This is a genomic window from Schaalia hyovaginalis, from assembly GCF_014208035.1.
Classification (GTDB): domain Bacteria; phylum Actinomycetota; class Actinomycetes; order Actinomycetales; family Actinomycetaceae; genus Pauljensenia; species Pauljensenia hyovaginalis.
Genome location: NZ_JACHMK010000001.1, coordinates 556,427 through 571,974 on the forward strand (window position 1 = coordinate 556,427; position 15,548 = coordinate 571,974).

General features: G+C 64.0%; 16 protein-coding genes. 14 read left to right on the top strand and 2 right to left on the bottom strand.

The window, feature by feature from the left end; all coding sequences use genetic code 11:
- Nucleotides 1-141 precede the first annotated feature (141 nt).
- The 14 genes from HD592_RS02365 to HD592_RS02430 all read left to right on the top strand — a co-directional run bounded on the left by HD592_RS02365 (nt 142) and on the right by HD592_RS02430 (nt 13,195).
- Nucleotides 142-1,107: an SPFH domain-containing protein gene (locus tag HD592_RS02365; protein ID WP_184451594.1), complete on the top strand. Its 966-nt coding sequence runs from the start codon at nt 142-144 to the stop codon at nt 1,105-1,107.
- A gap of 31 nt (nt 1,108-1,138) precedes the next feature.
- Nucleotides 1,139-1,399: a hypothetical protein gene (locus tag HD592_RS02370; RefSeq protein ID WP_184451596.1), complete on the top strand. Its 261-nt coding sequence runs from the start codon at nt 1,139-1,141 to the stop codon at nt 1,397-1,399.
- 340 nt (nt 1,400-1,739) lie between these two features.
- The gene (locus HD592_RS02375) at nt 1,740-3,020 is read left to right on the top strand and encodes an adenylosuccinate synthase (RefSeq protein WP_184451598.1); all 1,281 of its coding nucleotides are present in this window, start codon (nt 1,740-1,742) and stop codon (nt 3,018-3,020) included.
- Nucleotides 3,021-3,308: 288 nt separating this feature from the next.
- Entirely contained in the window at nt 3,309-4,355 is a 1,047-nt protein-coding gene (locus tag HD592_RS12100; RefSeq protein ID WP_246429965.1) for a hypothetical protein, read from the top strand.
- Nucleotides 4,356-4,413: 58 nt separating this feature from the next.
- A complete protein-coding gene (locus HD592_RS02385) occupies nt 4,414-5,064 on the top strand; it encodes a heme-binding beta-barrel domain-containing protein (protein ID WP_184451600.1) in 651 nt (216 codons plus the stop codon).
- 43 nt (nt 5,065-5,107) lie between these two features.
- Nucleotides 5,108-6,292, top strand: a complete 1,185-nt coding sequence (gene ygfZ / locus HD592_RS02390; RefSeq protein WP_425503119.1) for a CAF17-like 4Fe-4S cluster assembly/insertion protein YgfZ — start codon at nt 5,108-5,110, stop codon at nt 6,290-6,292.
- Entirely contained in the window at nt 6,292-6,717 is a 426-nt protein-coding gene (gene dtd / locus HD592_RS02395) for a D-aminoacyl-tRNA deacylase (RefSeq protein ID WP_184451602.1), read from the top strand. Before ygfZ ends, dtd begins: the two co-directional genes overlap by 1 nt.
- A gap of 110 nt (nt 6,718-6,827) precedes the next feature.
- A complete protein-coding gene (locus tag HD592_RS02400) occupies nt 6,828-7,154 on the top strand; it encodes a hypothetical protein (RefSeq protein ID WP_184451603.1) in 327 nt (108 codons plus the stop codon).
- A gap of 11 nt (nt 7,155-7,165) precedes the next feature.
- Complete coding sequence (locus tag HD592_RS02405) at nt 7,166-8,791, top strand: alpha/beta hydrolase family protein (RefSeq protein ID WP_184451605.1); 1,626 nt, start codon at nt 7,166-7,168, stop codon at nt 8,789-8,791.
- 32 nt (nt 8,792-8,823) lie between these two features.
- Complete coding sequence (locus tag HD592_RS02410; RefSeq protein WP_184451606.1) at nt 8,824-9,291, top strand: hypothetical protein; 468 nt, start codon at nt 8,824-8,826, stop codon at nt 9,289-9,291.
- Nucleotides 9,292-9,310: 19 nt separating this feature from the next.
- A complete protein-coding gene (locus HD592_RS02415) occupies nt 9,311-9,775 on the top strand; it encodes a hypothetical protein (RefSeq protein ID WP_221437802.1) in 465 nt (154 codons plus the stop codon).
- A 66-nt stretch (nt 9,776-9,841) separates the two neighbouring features.
- Nucleotides 9,842-10,270 carry a YbaB/EbfC family nucleoid-associated protein gene (locus HD592_RS02420; RefSeq protein WP_184451610.1) on the top strand — a complete coding sequence of 143 codons (429 nt, stop codon included), beginning with the start codon at nt 9,842-9,844 and terminating at the stop codon, nt 10,268-10,270.
- Nucleotides 10,267-10,560: a WXG100 family type VII secretion target gene (locus tag HD592_RS02425; protein WP_184451612.1), complete on the top strand. Its 294-nt coding sequence runs from the start codon at nt 10,267-10,269 to the stop codon at nt 10,558-10,560. Before HD592_RS02420 ends, HD592_RS02425 begins: the two co-directional genes overlap by 4 nt.
- Before the next feature lie 166 nt (nt 10,561-10,726).
- Entirely contained in the window at nt 10,727-13,195 is a 2,469-nt protein-coding gene (locus tag HD592_RS02430) for an ATP-dependent Clp protease ATP-binding subunit (RefSeq protein ID WP_184451614.1), read from the top strand.
- 432 nt (nt 13,196-13,627) lie between these two features.
- Here the strand turns inward: HD592_RS02430 and HD592_RS02435 are convergent, their stop codons facing one another.
- Nucleotides 13,628-14,785, bottom strand: coding sequence for a hypothetical protein (locus HD592_RS02435; protein ID WP_184451616.1), 1,158 nt, complete (start codon nt 14,783-14,785; stop codon nt 13,628-13,630).
- A gap of 10 nt (nt 14,786-14,795) precedes the next feature.
- On the bottom strand, nt 14,796-15,368 hold the full coding sequence (locus HD592_RS02440; RefSeq protein ID WP_184451618.1) for a hypothetical protein: 573 nt from the start codon (nt 15,366-15,368) through the stop codon (nt 14,796-14,798).
- Nucleotides 15,369-15,548 lie beyond the last annotated feature (180 nt).

The following is a 15,548-nucleotide window of genomic DNA, read 5'->3' on the forward strand; positions in this document are numbered from 1 at the left end:
GATGAGCCTGCGATGCCGTGGAGCGGCGAGGGCGATGGGAGGGGTCTTGCGCAGCCATAAAAAATAGATATCATATTGATATGGCTTCGCCCTTGAAGTCGCGTGAAGGCGCGACGGGCGGAGACGGCAGAGGAGAACGCGATGACTGCGCCCACAACCCCCACTTCCCGCTCCGACTTCGCTGACGACCCGACGCGAACCGCCGCCCGCGTTGAAATCGCGGAGAGGCCCGCGAGTTCCCTCGGGGCCGCCGCCGCGTTCCCGGCCTTCCTCATCCTGGTGGCCGGGTTCGTCTTCTCCATCTACTTCTTCATCACGGGCGTGATCATGGCCGACGCCAATGAGGCCGGCGGGATCCTTCGGATCGTCGTGGCCTCGATCGTGTTCCTCCTCGTCCTCATCCTGTTCACCTCGCTCACGGTCGTCTCGCCCGGCCAGACTTCGGTCCGCCAGTTCTTCGGCAAGTACATCGGCACGGTGAGGCGCACGGGCCTGGTCCTCGTCCCCCCGCTGTCGAACGGGAAGAAGGTGTCCGTCAAGGTTCACAACTTCGAGACGCACGAGCTCAAGGTGAACGACTCCGACGGCAACCCCGTCAACATCGCCGCGATCGTCGTCTGGCAGGTCGCCGACACCGCCCGAGCCGTCTTCGCCGTTGAGGAGTACGAGGAGTTCATCAAGGCCCAGGCCGAATCGGCCCTGCGCCACGTCGCGACGACGCACCCCTACGATGAGCCCGGCCCGGGCGAGACCTCCCTGCGCGGCGGCACCGACATCGTCTCGGCAGAGCTCGCGGCCGAGGTCGCGGCCCGCGTCGCCCTCGCCGGCCTCGAAATCGTCGAGGTTCGCATCTCCTCCCTCGCCTACGCCCCCGAGATTGCTCAGGCGATGCTCCAGCGCCAGCAGGCGGGCGCCGTGATCTCCGCCCGCGAACAGATCGTCGAGGGCGCGGTCTCCATGGTCCGCCAGGCCCTCGAGCGCCTCGAGCAGGACGAGATCGTCTCCCTCGATGACGAGCGCAAGGCCCAGATGGTCTCCAATCTGCTCGTCGTCCTCTGCTCCGACACGAACACCCAGCCGATCATCAACGCGGGTTCGCTCTACTGAGCGGCCTCGATCCAGGAGGAGGATCCGAACCGTGGCGGGCGGCAAGCGCGAGCGCAAGCAGCTGCTCCTCAGGCTCGACCCGGCCGTCCATGAGGCGCTCGCCTCGTGGGCGGCCGATGACCTGCGCTCCGTGAACGCCCAGATCGAGATGGTCCTGCGGCGCGCCCTCAAGGACTCCGGGCGCGACCCGAAGGCGGCCCCGATGCGCGGGCGCGGCAGGCCCCGCAAGACCCCGATCGCCGAGGGCGGGGCTCCCGGCGCATCGGAGGGGGAACCCGACAGGGGCGCCTGACCCCTCCTCCTCCCGCCTCCCGCCTCCGCCGAGGTCATCACCTTTCTGCGTCGAAATCATCACCTTTCTCTGCCGAGGTCATCACCTTTCTTCGTCGAGAGTGTTCCCTTACGTACTGCGGAGGGCGAAGCCCGCCGCAGGGAATCGCGGCGGTAATGCTTTCGATGGACGAAAGTGATGCTTTCGATGGATAAAAGTGATGATCTCGGTGAAGGGGGAGTGGAAGTCGAGTGGCGGGCGAATCGGAGCCGAACGGCCCGAGCGGGCAGGCCCGCGAACTCAGTAGACTGGGCAAAGGTGCGGCCACCGTCGCACGAACACCGATTCGCGGGAGAAACTCATGCCAGCCGTCATCGTGCTCGGCGCCCAGTGGGGCGACGAAGGCAAGGGCAAGGCGACCGACCAGCTCGGTCAGAACACCGACTACGTCGTGAAGTTCAACGGCGGGAACAACGCCGGACACACCGTCGTCATCGACGATGAGAAGTACGCCCTTCACCTCCTGCCCGCGGGCATCCTCTCCGAGGGCGTGACCCCGATCATCGGCAACGGCGTCGTCGTGGACCTCGAGGTCCTCTTCGCCGAGCTCAATGAGATGACCTCGCGCGGCGTCGACTGCTCGCGCCTGCTCATCTCCTCCAACGCGCACATCATCCCGCCCTACAACCGCCTCATGGACCAGGCGAACGAGCGCGCGCGCGGGAAGAACCAGATCGGCACCACCGGCCGCGGGATCGGCCCGACCTACGCCGACAAGATGAACCGCATCGGCCTGCGCATCCAGGACCTCTTCGACCCGGAGGGCCTCTCCCTCAAGGTCGAAGCCGCGCTCGCCCCCAAGAACGAGATCTTCGCCGCCGTCGGCATGGAGACCCTCGACCCGACGGTCGTCACCGAGGAGCTCCTGTCCTACGCCGAACGGGTGCGCCCCATGGTGTGCGACGTGTCGCTCGTCGTCAACGACGCCCTCGACCGCGGCGACACCGTCCTCTTCGAGGGCGGCCAGGCGACCATGCTCGACATCGACCACGGCACCTACCCCTTCGTCACCTCCTCGAACCCGACGGCGGGCGGAGCCCTCACGGGCACCGGCGTCGGCCCGACCCGCATCGACCGGGTCGTCGGCGTCGCCAAGGCCTACACGACGCGCGTGGGCGAGGGCCCCTTCCCGACTGAACTCGACGACGAGGTCGGCGAGGCCCTGCGCCAAAAGGGCGGGGAGTTCGGCGTCACCACGGGCCGCCCGCGCCGCACCGGTTGGTTCGACGCCGTCGTCATGCGCTACGCGACGCGCATCAACGGCCTCACCGACATCTGCCTGACGAAGCTCGACGTCCTCACCGGCTACGAGACCATCCCCGTGTGCACCGCCTACGAGGTCGACGGCGTGCGCACCGAGGAGATGCCCCTCGACCAGGGCGGGTTCGAGCGAGCCGTCCCCGTCTACGAGGAGCTGCCCGGCTGGACCGAGGACATCTCCGAATGCAGGAGCTTCGACGAGCTCCCCGCCGCCGCGCAGGCCTACATCGCGCGCCTCGAAGAGCTCTCGCGCTGCCGCATCCAGTCGATCGGCGTGGGCGCCGGCCGCGAGGCGACGATCGTGCGTTATCCGCTGATCTGATCCCCGATCCTCATCGCACGCGCTGCGGGGCCGCTTCGGAGGAAGCGGCCCCGCAGCGTCCTCCGCCTTCGGCGATCCGCGCGGGGGACCGGAAGGGGAACGCTGAGGCACCGAGCCGAAAGCGCCTGTCGGCGCGAAGGCCGCTCGTAGCGGCGAAGTGTGGAGCCCGGGGCTTAACGACTCGGTGCGCGCCCCACTATACGCGGCGCGGTCCTCGCCGCGCCCCTGCGAAGGCGTGGCCTTCATGACACGTCCCGGCCCGCGCGGCGCATATGCGACCATTGGGGTATGAGCACACAGCCTCCGACGCCCGAACTCCCCAGACGCAGGGACCGCGCGAGCGCCGGAGCGCACGGCCGCACCTCAGAGATCCCGGTCGTCCGCACCAAGAGGGCGCAAGGCATGCTCGGCATGATCGACGCCCTCGCTCAAGACGACCTGCGGCGCAGGCCCGGAATGAGGCTCTCCGCCTTCACCGTCATGACGCTCTCACTGCTGGCCATCCTCACCTGGCTCATCTCGGGCAGCGCCTGGACCCTAGGCGCGGTGATCGGACTCGCGGGCATCGCCCTCGTCCTCGGATGGTCGGCGCTCACCGGCATCGAACTGCCCATCGCCACGACGATCATGCTCGCCGGCACATCGGCCGTCCTCCCCGTCGTCGTCGCAGCGACCGGAGACCTGGGGAACGCCGTGCCGATCCTCGGGATCGCGGTGGTCGCGACCCTCGCGGCGACGATCTTGTCCGCGCCGGCGCCCCGCGAGCACTCCCTGCCGGAACTGCGCAAGACCGAAACCCCCGAGCCCCCGGCCCACCGCAGGGCGAGACCGGAGACCGCGACCCGACCGACGACGCTGTCCGTGGCTTCGGCCATGTCCCTGCTCGTCCTCATCGGCGGGGGAACCGCCTGGACCGCCATCGACGTCCTCGAGAACTGGGGGATTCTCGTCCCCCTCACATCGGCGATCATCGCCGTCGTCGTCTGGGGGGACCAGATCGGCCGAAGCTTCCGCGCACAGTCGTTCAGCGCCCTCGGCGCCGGGGTCCTCACCGGCATCGCCACATCGCTCCTCGCCTACCAGCTCGGCCGCGCGACCTCGCTCATGCCGATCATCCTGCCCGGGATCGCCCAGTCCCTCGGACGGCCCGTGGCCTTCGCGATCGTCGGCCTGGCCGCCGGTACGACGATCGCGCTCGCCGTCATCGTGGTCGACGGCATCCTCGGCGACCACCTCGCCCGACGCCCTCCTCTCGGGACGATCTCACGCGGAGCCGCCAAGTTCCTCATCGCGGCGATCCCGATCTACGCGCTCGTGCGCATCGGCGGGATCTGAGACGCGATCCTCGCAGGCCCGCTTCGCGACCCGGGCCGGCGCGACCTAGGCTGGTCGCATGATCGTCATTCCCGCTGACCTGCCCGCCCGCCTCGCCCCGCTCGCCTGGATGCTCGGAACGTGGAAGGGCTGGGGCATGCGCGCCGTCGCCGGCGACGCCCCCGACACCGCCGTCATCGAGGAGATCCGCGCCGAGATCCGCGGTGAGCAGATGCTCTTCACGACATCCGTCTACGAGGGCGTCCCCGCCCGCGATGCGCAGATCGACCCGACCTGGGACGCCCCGACGGGCCTGAGCCTCATCGGCAGTGGAGAGCTCCTCTGGGAGGAGACCGCCTACGTCTCGGTCATGCCTTCGACCGGCGAGCCGCCCCTTCCCGGGCAGTACGCGCCGCGCGAATTCACCGCGAGCTCGGCGATGACGAACGGCCTCGCCGTGCTGTGGGCGGGTGTCGGCGTCGGTCCGCGCGTCCAGATGGTCTCCGACGCGATCGCCAGGGGCGCGGGCGCCGAGGACGTCCAGCATCTCGGCCGCATGTACGGCCTGGTCGCCGGTGAACTCATGTGGACCCAGGAGCGCACGCTCGCGGGGGCCGAGACGGAGGTCGAATACTCCGGCCGTCTCATGCGAACCGCTCAGGCGACCACCGAGTCCGGTGAGGAGATCGACGGCATCGATCACGACACCGAGGACGGCTTCCTTGTGTGAGCACCCCGCAAACGACGACCACCGGGCCTCGCCGATGACGCTCCTGCCCGGCGCGGTTCTCGACAGCGATGAGAGCGATGAGTCCGGCGCCGGACCCGGCGCCTGCGCCGACGATGCGCCGCCCTCGTCCCGCCCCGTCGCCTGGCACTACGGCGATCCCTCGGGCGAGCAGTGGGCGCTCGAAGCCGGGCGCGGACTCGTCGATCGCTCCGATCTGAGCGTCGTCACGGTCGCCGGCCCCGACCGGCAGACCTGGCTCACCTCGATCACGACGCAGGTCATCACGGGAATGGGCCCGGGGGACTCGCGCGAACTCCTCGTCCTCGACCCGCAGGGCCGCATCGAACACGCCGCCGCCGTCCTCGATGACGGTGCGGCGACCCACCTCATCACCGAAGGCGGCGACGCTCCGGATCTCGCCGCATTCCTCGACTCCATGCGCTTCGCCCTGCGCGTCGAGGTCCGCCTGCGCGAGGGCCTCAGCGTTTTCGCGACCGCGGGTTCGCACGCCGACACCGCGGATGGCCTTCCGGGGCACGTGCTCACCTGGGCGGATCCGTGGCCCGGTGTCGCCGAGGGCGGGGCCGAGTACTTCCGGGGCGTCCACCCGGGAGCCGCATCCCGGATGCGCCTGCACCTCGTCGATGAGGCGCGGGCGGGCGAGTTCGTCGACGCCTGGCTCGGAGCCGACGCGAAGCGCCGCCCCGCAGGGCTCCTCGCCTGGGAGGCGATGCGCATCGCCGCCTGGCGCCCCCGCCTCGGATTCGAAACGGACTCCCGTTCGATCCCGGCCGAACTCGATTGGCTGCGCACCGCCGTCCACACGGACAAGGGCTGCTACCGCGGCCAGGAGTCGGTCGCGCGCGTCATCAACCTCGGGCGCCCGCCGCGCAGGCTCGTCTTCCTCCAGCTCGACGGCTCCAGAGGGGACCTGCCCGAGCGCGGTGAGAAGATCCTGCTCAAGGGGCGAACGCTCGGGGTGGTGACCTCGGTGGCGCGCCACGCGGAGCTCGGCCCGATCGCCCTGGCCCTCCTCGCGCGCAACGTCCCCGCCGACGCGGTCTTCGACCTCGACGGCATCGCCGCCGCGCAGGAACTCATCGTCCCCATCGACGGGAAGTCCTCGATCTCCCCGGCCGTCCGCCCCGGCGCCGGCCTCGCCAATCCGGCGCTGCGCCGGCACGACGCGTCCCCGATCGGCGGCCTCGGCGGACTGGGGGCCCGCTGATGAGGGCCGTCATCCAGCGCGTCTTGCGCGCCTCGGTCAGCGTCGAGGACCGCATCGTCGGCGAGATCCGGGGGCCGGGTCTCATGGTGCTCCTCGGCGTCAAACGCGGCGACGGCCCCGAGCAGGCCGCCACCGTCGCCCGGAAGATCGCCGAGCTGCGCATCCTCGAGGACGAGGCGTCCGTCTCAGAAGCCGGCGCCCCCGTCCTCGTCGTCAGCCAGTTCACCCTCTACGGGGACACCCGCAAGGGACGGCGCCCCTCCTGGTCGCAGGCCGCGCCGGGCCCCGAGGCCGAGCCGCTCGTCGAAGCGGTCGTGGCGGATCTGCGCGGCCGCGGCCTCGAGGTCGCAACCGGGCGCTTCGGAGCCATGATGCAGGTCGAGCTCGTCAACGACGGGCCCTTCACCGTCCTCGTCGAAGCCTGAAGTTCTTCCATTGCTCGCCTTCCACCCATTATCGTGAGGTGATTCCTGCCTCAGCGCAGAGCTGGGTACCGATGTGTCCCGTCATCGTTCAGATCGAAAGGCCCTGCGACATGGCTGATCACCGTATCAACGAGCGCATCGCCCTCGACCTCGAAGTGCTGCGCACTCAAGCCGCGAGCTTGGAGAATGCGTCGCACGCCTTCACAACGTCGGTCGTCCCGGCGCGTGCGCGAATCTCCGCCACGTCTTTTGGAGTGATGAACGCCGGTGTTGTCCCCATGCTCAATCGTTTGGCGGAGGGGACTGAGAGGGTCGCGACGGATGCGGCGACTCTGTGCATGCGGATCAGCGAAAATCTTGTCCGTACGTCCGAAGCCTTTGAAGAGCTTGAGGATTCACTGGTCGCGCAGTTCGATCGATTCGCTGGTCAAGGCTGAAAGGAGATCCCATGGGAACGGCTGAAATTGCCTCCGGGACATGGGCTGTCGGCACGGTAATGGGCTCTCCTTCGGTGGAGGACCAAGAGTCTTCAGGTTTCTTCGGCTGGTTGTTCGAATACGTCGAGCCTTTGGCAACCTGGTCGGATGAGCTTCTCGGGAACCCAACGGAAGTGGAGGCAGTTGCGGCTTCCTGGGATTCCATCGAATCGTCCTTCTGGGAGATCGTCGGTGATCTGCGTTCCGCCGAGGACGTGATTGCCGACTACGAAGGGCGGACTGTCAGGGCCCTTGAACTGCGCTACAGCGACCTCATTCCCATCGCCGAAGACGCTGCGCAATGGTCAAGCGCTGCCGCCGCGGCGGCGCGCCTCGCATCCTCAATTGTCGCCGGTACACGCGGGTTCATCATGGAAGCGCTTGCCGCCCTTGAGGCCGCAGCGAAGGCGCTGTTTTCCTTCACCCTCAGTCCTTTTGAGAAATTCGCCGAACTCAAGATTTTCGTTGAAGCGGTCTACGATCTCGCCGTCTCGGCCTTCAAGCTGATCAGTGCGATGATCGATGCCTTCAAACGGCTTGTGGATCTCATCGCTGCGCTCCTTCCTCTGATCCGAGACGCGCTTGAAAAACTTGCAATCCAGCTCTCTAAGATCATGCCGATTGCCGGTGGCGTGGCGGGGATTCTGCTCGGGGGAGTTGCTGGTTTACTTACGGGTTCCGCAGTTCTATGGCCGATCGGCCCGCTGGTTGGCGGAGTCAGTGGCGCCCTCATGGCGGGTCTACTCGGAACGACGATTGCGGGAGGCGTGCGTGACCTCTTTATTCCGATCAGGCCGGTGGTGAGAACGGCCGACGAAAAGGCGGATGAAGCCTTGAAAGCTGTCGTTGATTCCCTCAACGATCCGGATTCCACCCTTGACCAGGAGTTTGCGGCGGCGCGCGCTCAGGCTCTCCAGAATAGCGAGATACGTAGTCTTGCTGATCTTGTGCAGGCAAATTCGTTAGCAGACATGATCACCGGCACTGGGCGTACCACCGCCATTTCGGTAAGGCTCGTCGAAGCGGCTGACGGGTCACGTCACTGGGTTGTCGCCTTGCCTTCAACTCAGGACTGGGTGGACATCCTCGGTTCGGGGACGATGGCGGATCGCAACACCAACGTCGAGCTCGTGCTCATGGATAATCCGGTTCTCAAGAGCCAGTATGAGCGCGCGGTTCTGCGGGCGATGGCTGAGGCGGGAGTCGCCCAGGGTGACCCGGTTGTTCTCACAGGCTTCAGTCAGGGCGGAATCATGGCGGCGAATCTCGCTGCGGACCCGAGCTTCCCGTATCAGACGATCGGTGTCGTGACGAACGGGTCGCCGATTGACGGCTTCACCATCCCGCAGGACATTCCTGTTGTGGCGTTCCAGCACGCGAATGACCCTGTCCCGATGCTCGATCTCAATGCCAATGGTGAGGTTCCTGAGAATATTCACAGGGTGCTCCTCCCCGGACAAGATGGAATTATGCGCGCGCATAATAACAACCAGTATGCGGATTCTGTGGATCGGTATTCGTCTGACATTTATGGTGACTACGAGTTCATGTACGGCAAGGTCATCGAGCAGCAAGTGTTCGACGTCGTGCAGCGATGAGCAGTTTTGGCGGGAAGGAAAGGGCGTAGCAGGTGCGCAAGCGGTTTCGTGTGGGTGTTGTGGTGGCGGCAATGATTGGTGTTCTGGCCGGTTGTGCTTTCGGTGGCGGATATGTGAAGCAGATCCCTGCTGCCCTGAATGAGATCGAGGGCGTGACCTCGGTCGAGGTCGGAAAAGGATATGACGGTCTGACCCGGAAGACAGTGATCAAGATCTACCTTGCTTCGGACCCGGTGACTGCCGAGAACATTCAGCGAGTTTTCGTCGCCCTCGGGGATATTGATTTTTCAGGGGCAGGCAACATAAACCTGAGCTTCCTCAATGTGCAAACCAAGGCTCGGAGTGACGTTCGCAACGGGGTCCAAGATGTCATCGACAACCAAGGTGGTCCAACTGGTGACTATCTCCCGGCTGCTCTTGACTACTTTGCGCGCAGTGCTGGCCTGTCGATCTCAAATCCAGAGCGCTTGAAAGAAATTGCCGACTACATGCGGGATTGAAAAGAATTAGTGGGTGTGCATGCGATTTCGTGTGGGTGTTGTGGGGGCGGCAATGATTGGTGTTCTGGCCGGTTGCGCTTTCGGTGGCGGATATGTGAAGCAGATCCCTGCTGCCCTGAATGAGATCGAGGGCGTGACCTCGGTCAAGGTTGGAAGAGGATATGACGGCCTGAATAGGCGCACGGTCGTTACGGTCGCTCTCGATCCGGCGGCAGTAGATGCTGGCCTCCTCCAAAATGTTTTCGTTGCCCTAGCGGACGAGGTCGATTTTCATGGCGCGGGTCAAGTTTCCCTGGTGTTTACGGATGCAGCGTCTGGAGAGCAGGTTGACCTCATTGAAGCGGTTGATGCTCTCATCGAAGGTCAGGGAAAAGCAAGTGATGCTGATGTTGCCGCCGCCTTGGAGAGCTTGAAGGAACTGGCAGGCCTCTCCTTTACCGGTGATGAGAAATTCGACCAACTTGCCGACTACGTACGTCAATGAGAATCCGACCAGTGCGCAACGAATATAGAACCGAGCCCCCTCTCATCGCTTCAAGGAAGGAGCCACATGGGCGACGTTGAAGAGGCATATGCCCGGCTTGAGGCTGTGCGCGCCCGCGCCGAACGTCAGCTTCGTGAAGCTCAAGACCGCAAAGATCAATTCGCTCAAGTCTCAAGAGACGCCCAGTCGCATTCAGCGACGGTCCGCTCACCTCGGGGTGAAGTGGAAGTGACTGCTCAAGCGACGGGGCGAATTCTTAACCTCACCTTCAGCAGTAACGCTCTCGCCCTCGGCAGTGAAAAGCTTGCAGCCCTGGTCACCGAGACGATTGCGCGCGCTCAACACGATGCGGCCACCCAAGGGATCACACTGATGTCCTCTGTTCTTCCGGGAGACTCCCCCTTCTACCGCAGTCTCAGCGTCCAAATCGAGGACACCTTTCCCGCGCCTCCGGCGCGCCCGACTCGGGGTTGCATCATAGGAGGCTCCCAGTGACGAAGATCGTTGTTGATCCAAGTTCTTTGTCTGGCGCGGCGACCGACTTGGGAAGAATGGCAACTGCGATTGACGCAGCACTCGAGCACTTCGATGCCGATACTTCCTCCCTTAGAAATGAATGGGAAGGCGATGCTGCTGAGGCGGCTTTCAATGCCCGTAAGCAGTGGCGTGAGCTCATGATGACCGAAGCAGGTGCGCTTCGCGCCATCGCCGCGATACTCGACCAGACGGGTGACGTCTACGCCGAACTCGACCGGAAATGCGGTGCCGCCCTCGGCGGTCAGTGACCCGCTCACACGGCGCACGCACAACGTTCTTCTCACGCCCTGGGCGAACTAACGCGCATCCGGCTCGGCGGGCACCTAGTGTGGGAACCAGTCGAGAACTCCGCACGCGCGGAGTTCGTACGAAGGCCCGCCCGCGACAGCGAGGGCCCGTCGAAGGGAACACGTGATGTTCGAACGCTTCACCGACCGCGCGCGCCGCGTCGTCGTCCTCGCGCAGGACGAGGCCCGCGGTCTCAAGCACAACTACATCGGGACCGAGCACATCCTCCTCGGCCTCATCAGCGAAGGCGAGGGCGTCGCAGCCAAAGCCCTCGAAATGATGGACATCAAGGGCGACGCGGTCCGCGAGGCGGTCGTCGAGCTCCTCGGCGAGGGCGAGAAGCCGGTCGAAGGGCACATCCCCTTCACCCCGCGCGCGAAGAGGGTCTTCGAACTCTCCTTGCGTGAGGCCCTTCAGCTCGGCCACAACTACATCGGGACCGAGCACCTCCTCCTCGGCCTCCTCAAAGAGGGCGAGGGCACGGCGACGCAGGTGCTCACCAAGCTCGGCGCGGACCTCGCGCAGGTGCGCCAGACGGTCATCCAGCTCCTCTCCGGCTACCAGCGCGGCGAGGGCGAGGGCCGCGAGTCCGTGGGCGCGGGAGTCGGAGGATCGGGCGGGCCGGATCGCGCGAACTCCGCGATCCTCGAGCAGTTCGGCCGCAACCTCACCCAGGCTGCGCGCGAAAACAAGCTCGACCCCGTGATCGGGCGCCGCACCGAGATGGAGCGCGTCATGCAGGTCCTCTCGCGGCGCACGAAGAACAACCCGGTCCTCATCGGCGAGCCGGGCGTCGGCAAGACCGCCGTCGTCGAGGGCCTCGCCCAGGCGATCGTCCACGGGGACGTCCCCGAGACGATCAAGGACAAGCAGATCTACAGCCTCGACATGGGCTCCCTGGTCGCGGGCTCGCGCTACCGCGGCGACTTCGAGGAGCGCTTGAAGAAGGTCCTCAAGGAGATCCGCACGCGCGGGGACATCATCCTCTTCATCGACGAGATCCACACCCTCGTCGGAGCGGGCGCCGCCGAGGGCTCGATCGACGCCGCCCAGATGCTCAAGCCCATGCTGGCCCGCGGCGAGCTCCAGACGATCGGCGCGACCACCAACGACGAGTACCGCAAGTACATCGAGAAGGACGCCGCCCTCGAGCGCCGTTTCCAGCCGGTGAAGGTCGACGAGCCGAGCGTGGAGGAGACCGTTGCGATCCTGACGGGCCTGCGCGACCGCTACGAGGCGCACCACCGCGTCATCATCACCGACCAGGCGATCGAAGCGGCGGCCGAGCTCGCCGACCGCTACATCTCGGATCGCTTCCTCCCGGACAAGGCGATCGACCTCGTCGATGAGGCGGGCGCCCGCCTGCGCATCCGTCGCATGACCGCGCCGCCGGAGCTGCGCGAACTCGACGAGAGGATCGCCGAGGTCCGTCGCAACAAGGAGTCCGCGATCGACGACCAGGACTTCGAGAAGGCCGCGGCGCTGCGCGACGAGGAGTCGAAGCTCGGCGAGGAGCGCAAGGCCCGCGAGGCCGCCTGGAAGGGCGGTGAGACCGACGAGATCGCCGAGGTCACCGAGGAGGAGATCGCCGAGGTCCTCGCGATGTCGACCGGCATCCCGGTCTTCAAGCTCACCCAGACCGAGACGACGAAGCTCCTCAAGATGGAGGAGGAGCTGCACAAGCGCGTCATCGGTCAGGACGAGGCCGTGCGCGCCCTCAGCCAGTCGATCCGCCGCACCCGTTCGGGCCTGAAGGACCCGAATCGTCCGGGCGGCTCCTTCATCTTCGCCGGCCCGACCGGCGTGGGAAAGACGGAGCTGGCCAAGGCGCTCGCCGAATTCCTCTTCGGCGACGAGGACGCTCTCATCCAGCTTGACATGTCCGAGTTCTCCGAGAAGCACACGGCGTCGCGCCTCTTCGGCGCCCCTCCCGGCTACGTCGGCTACGACGAGGGCGGCCAGCTCACCGAGAAGGTGCGCCGCAAGCCCTTCTCCGTCGTCCTCTTCGACGAGGTCGAGAAGGCGCACCCGGACATCTTCAACTCGCTCCTCCAGATCCTCGAGGAGGGCCGCCTCACCGACTCCCAGGGCCGCAAGGTCGACTTCAAGAACACCGTCATCATCATGACGACGAACCTGGGCACGCGCGACATCAACAAGGGGGTCCTCACGGGCTTCCAGTCGGCCGAGAACATGACGCACGACTACTCGCGCATGAAGGCGAAGGTCGCTGAGGAGCTCAAGCAGCACTTCCGCCCCGAGTTCCTCAACCGCGTCGACGACACGATCGTGTTCCCGCCGCTCGACAAGGAGCAGATCAAGCTCATCGTCGACCTCATGATCGCCAAGCTCGCCAAGCGCATGGAGGCTCAGGACATGCGCCTGCAGCTCACCGACGCGGCGCGCGATCTGCTCGCCGACCTCGGTTTCGATCCGGTGCTGGGCGCGCGTCCGCTGCGTCGTGCGATCCAGCGGGAGATCGAGGACGCCCTGTCCGAGCGGATCCTCTTCGGGGAGATCACCGCCGGTCAGGTCGTCACCGTCGGCGTCGAGGGCGAGGGCAAGGAGCGCAACTTCACCTTCAACGGCGCCTGAGTCGAGAGGCTGTCGGCCCCGGCCCCGGCCCCGGGAGCGAGGAGGGGCGTGCGATGGAGCTCCGGGTCTGAGTGCCTGCGGTTCATACGCGTCTATAGTGACTGATGCGTGCAGAGCATTCGATCTCTTCTTCGTCTGGAAAGGAGAGGATCATCCTGTGCTGCGACTGCATATGGTTGCCTTAGTTGGAGTGCTTGTTGCTCTCGCTGCCCTGACCGGTTGCTCTTCTGCTGATCAGAAAACAGGGAACTCTCCGGAGGACATCGCTCATATGGCCGACTTCTTGCCTGATCGGCCTCCGTCACTGATCGTGAGAAGAGGAGACGAGAGAACTGAAGAGTTTCCTCCGACTGATTCCATGTGGGCCAAACATCGGAGAGTGTTCAACTCGGAGATGACGCTCCTGAGTTCAAATGGATGGAGGATGATCTTCTAGTCGATCGGGGCACTTCGCTGGAACTCATCTTGGATAACGAGCCAACATTCTTGGATATCGCATTCTTTGAAAACGGGATTGATGGCGCCGGTCGCGCGGAGAACGGGAGGATCGACAGAATTCCTGTTTGTCAGAAGCACCCTGAGGGGCATGTTGCGAATTGTCGAGATGTGCATCTTGAATCTGGTTCTTATGTGGTTCCTCTTCCGTTTGAAAAGATTAATAAGGGTGGAGAGAGGACTTATTTTGTCGTCAGTCTCTTCGTTGAAGGGATTGATCCGAATTCGAATGAACTCGCCGCGTTCACGGCGAATTGGAATATTCCTCTGATCTTCGAGGAAGGTGAATCGTGAATCGGGCTCGTCTAACGGTCTCCTGATCATTGTTTTTTGATCAACGGCTTCCTGGTGCGCTAAGAAGGCGGCGCCAATGATCCTGCTGATATCTGCCAGCGCTGCTCGGGGCATTCTGCATATGAATGAATGGCGCTTGATCCCCTCGGTGCAGATGTGCCTGAGGTAAGAATTTCTGGTGTGTTCGACTTCTCTTCCCTCTGATGGGCTGAGTAATGCGGTGACCGGATCATTGAGATCCTCGTTCTGGCCCAGGCGATTCTTGAGTTTCTCCATGAAGACATCGGTGTTGAATGTGATGTTCTTGCAGTGTTCAATACTGATGCCCAGTGCTTGTTCCGACTGTTTTGCGCCACATTCCGAATCATTGTGGGAATAGTGTTCGCAGGTCCGATCTGTTATTAAGGTGGATTCTCTTATTCTGTTGGAGGGGATTTCTAGCTCGACGGATACTCCGCTGATCTCTGCCGAGACGAATAGATCTAGTGTGTGTTTCGTGAATTCGATGATCGGTTGGAAGGGGATCGAGAACGGTGGATATTCTGGCCAGACATCGAATTGAGCGGTGATGAGTTCTCTTCCCTCGTTCCCCTCGCCTTCCCTTGGCTCCAGATGGAGATCGACGTCGAAGGGGTAGAAGGCGAGTGAAGTGTTTCCCGCTTCGCTCGGAGCCGTGGCGTAGCGGCCTGCCGCCTTCGCGATCCTTTCGAATTCCATCAATCCGATTTCTGGAAGATGGGATAGCGTGTTTTCAATTGGAGATGAGATTTTTCCGTATATGCTGAGTGTCAGTTCGATCATCGTCTGATGATCATTTCCAGGGGTAGCAGAAATGGTTTTTCTCGATGCTCTCTGAAACTCCTGTGGTCGCATGATCTCCTACCCAAACCTTGGACTGATTCGCCCAGCGAACCTCTTTGCCCGTCTTGCATGGAACATGGACGTTCGACCGCTTCCCTGCGCCTCCGTTTGGGTAGTACCAGTCCCATTCTGATGATTTAACGACGTACCACTGCCCATCCCATAGCCATAAAGTGTTTTGAACCTGAGCGCGGTTCACCGGATGGGTGGTTCCTACGGTGTCCCACCATCCGTGTCCGGCAATTTCGCCGAATCCTCCAGTATCTTTCCAGTGGGGAAGATCTGCTCGCGCTCGTGCGTAAGTCTTAATGTTTACCGCTGTTGGTTGAGGCGTGTCGATCGTGTTCGTCGACTCGTCAGCGGACAGGTCATGCGCGGTGGATTCATACGGGTCGGACAGGCCGACTTCCCCTGCGATTGAGTCGTCAAAAGATGAATCGGCGTAACTCGCTGTCGTTCCGAATGTGATGAGAATCGCGACGCTCAGCGCAGTGGCGGATACTCGTCGAACTACGGTCATCATTCCCTCAATCCGTGAGTAGGTGTCTTGGGTATTTTCGCTATCCGACGCGGATCGTTGGTCTCGTGGCGGCACTGCCACGAGGAGCTACTCGAGTATCAGCGATACTAAGAGTTTCCGAGGCGCTCGTCTAGACCCGCTTCCCCGGCAGGGCGCGGAGAGAATCGGAAAGTCGAGCAAGGA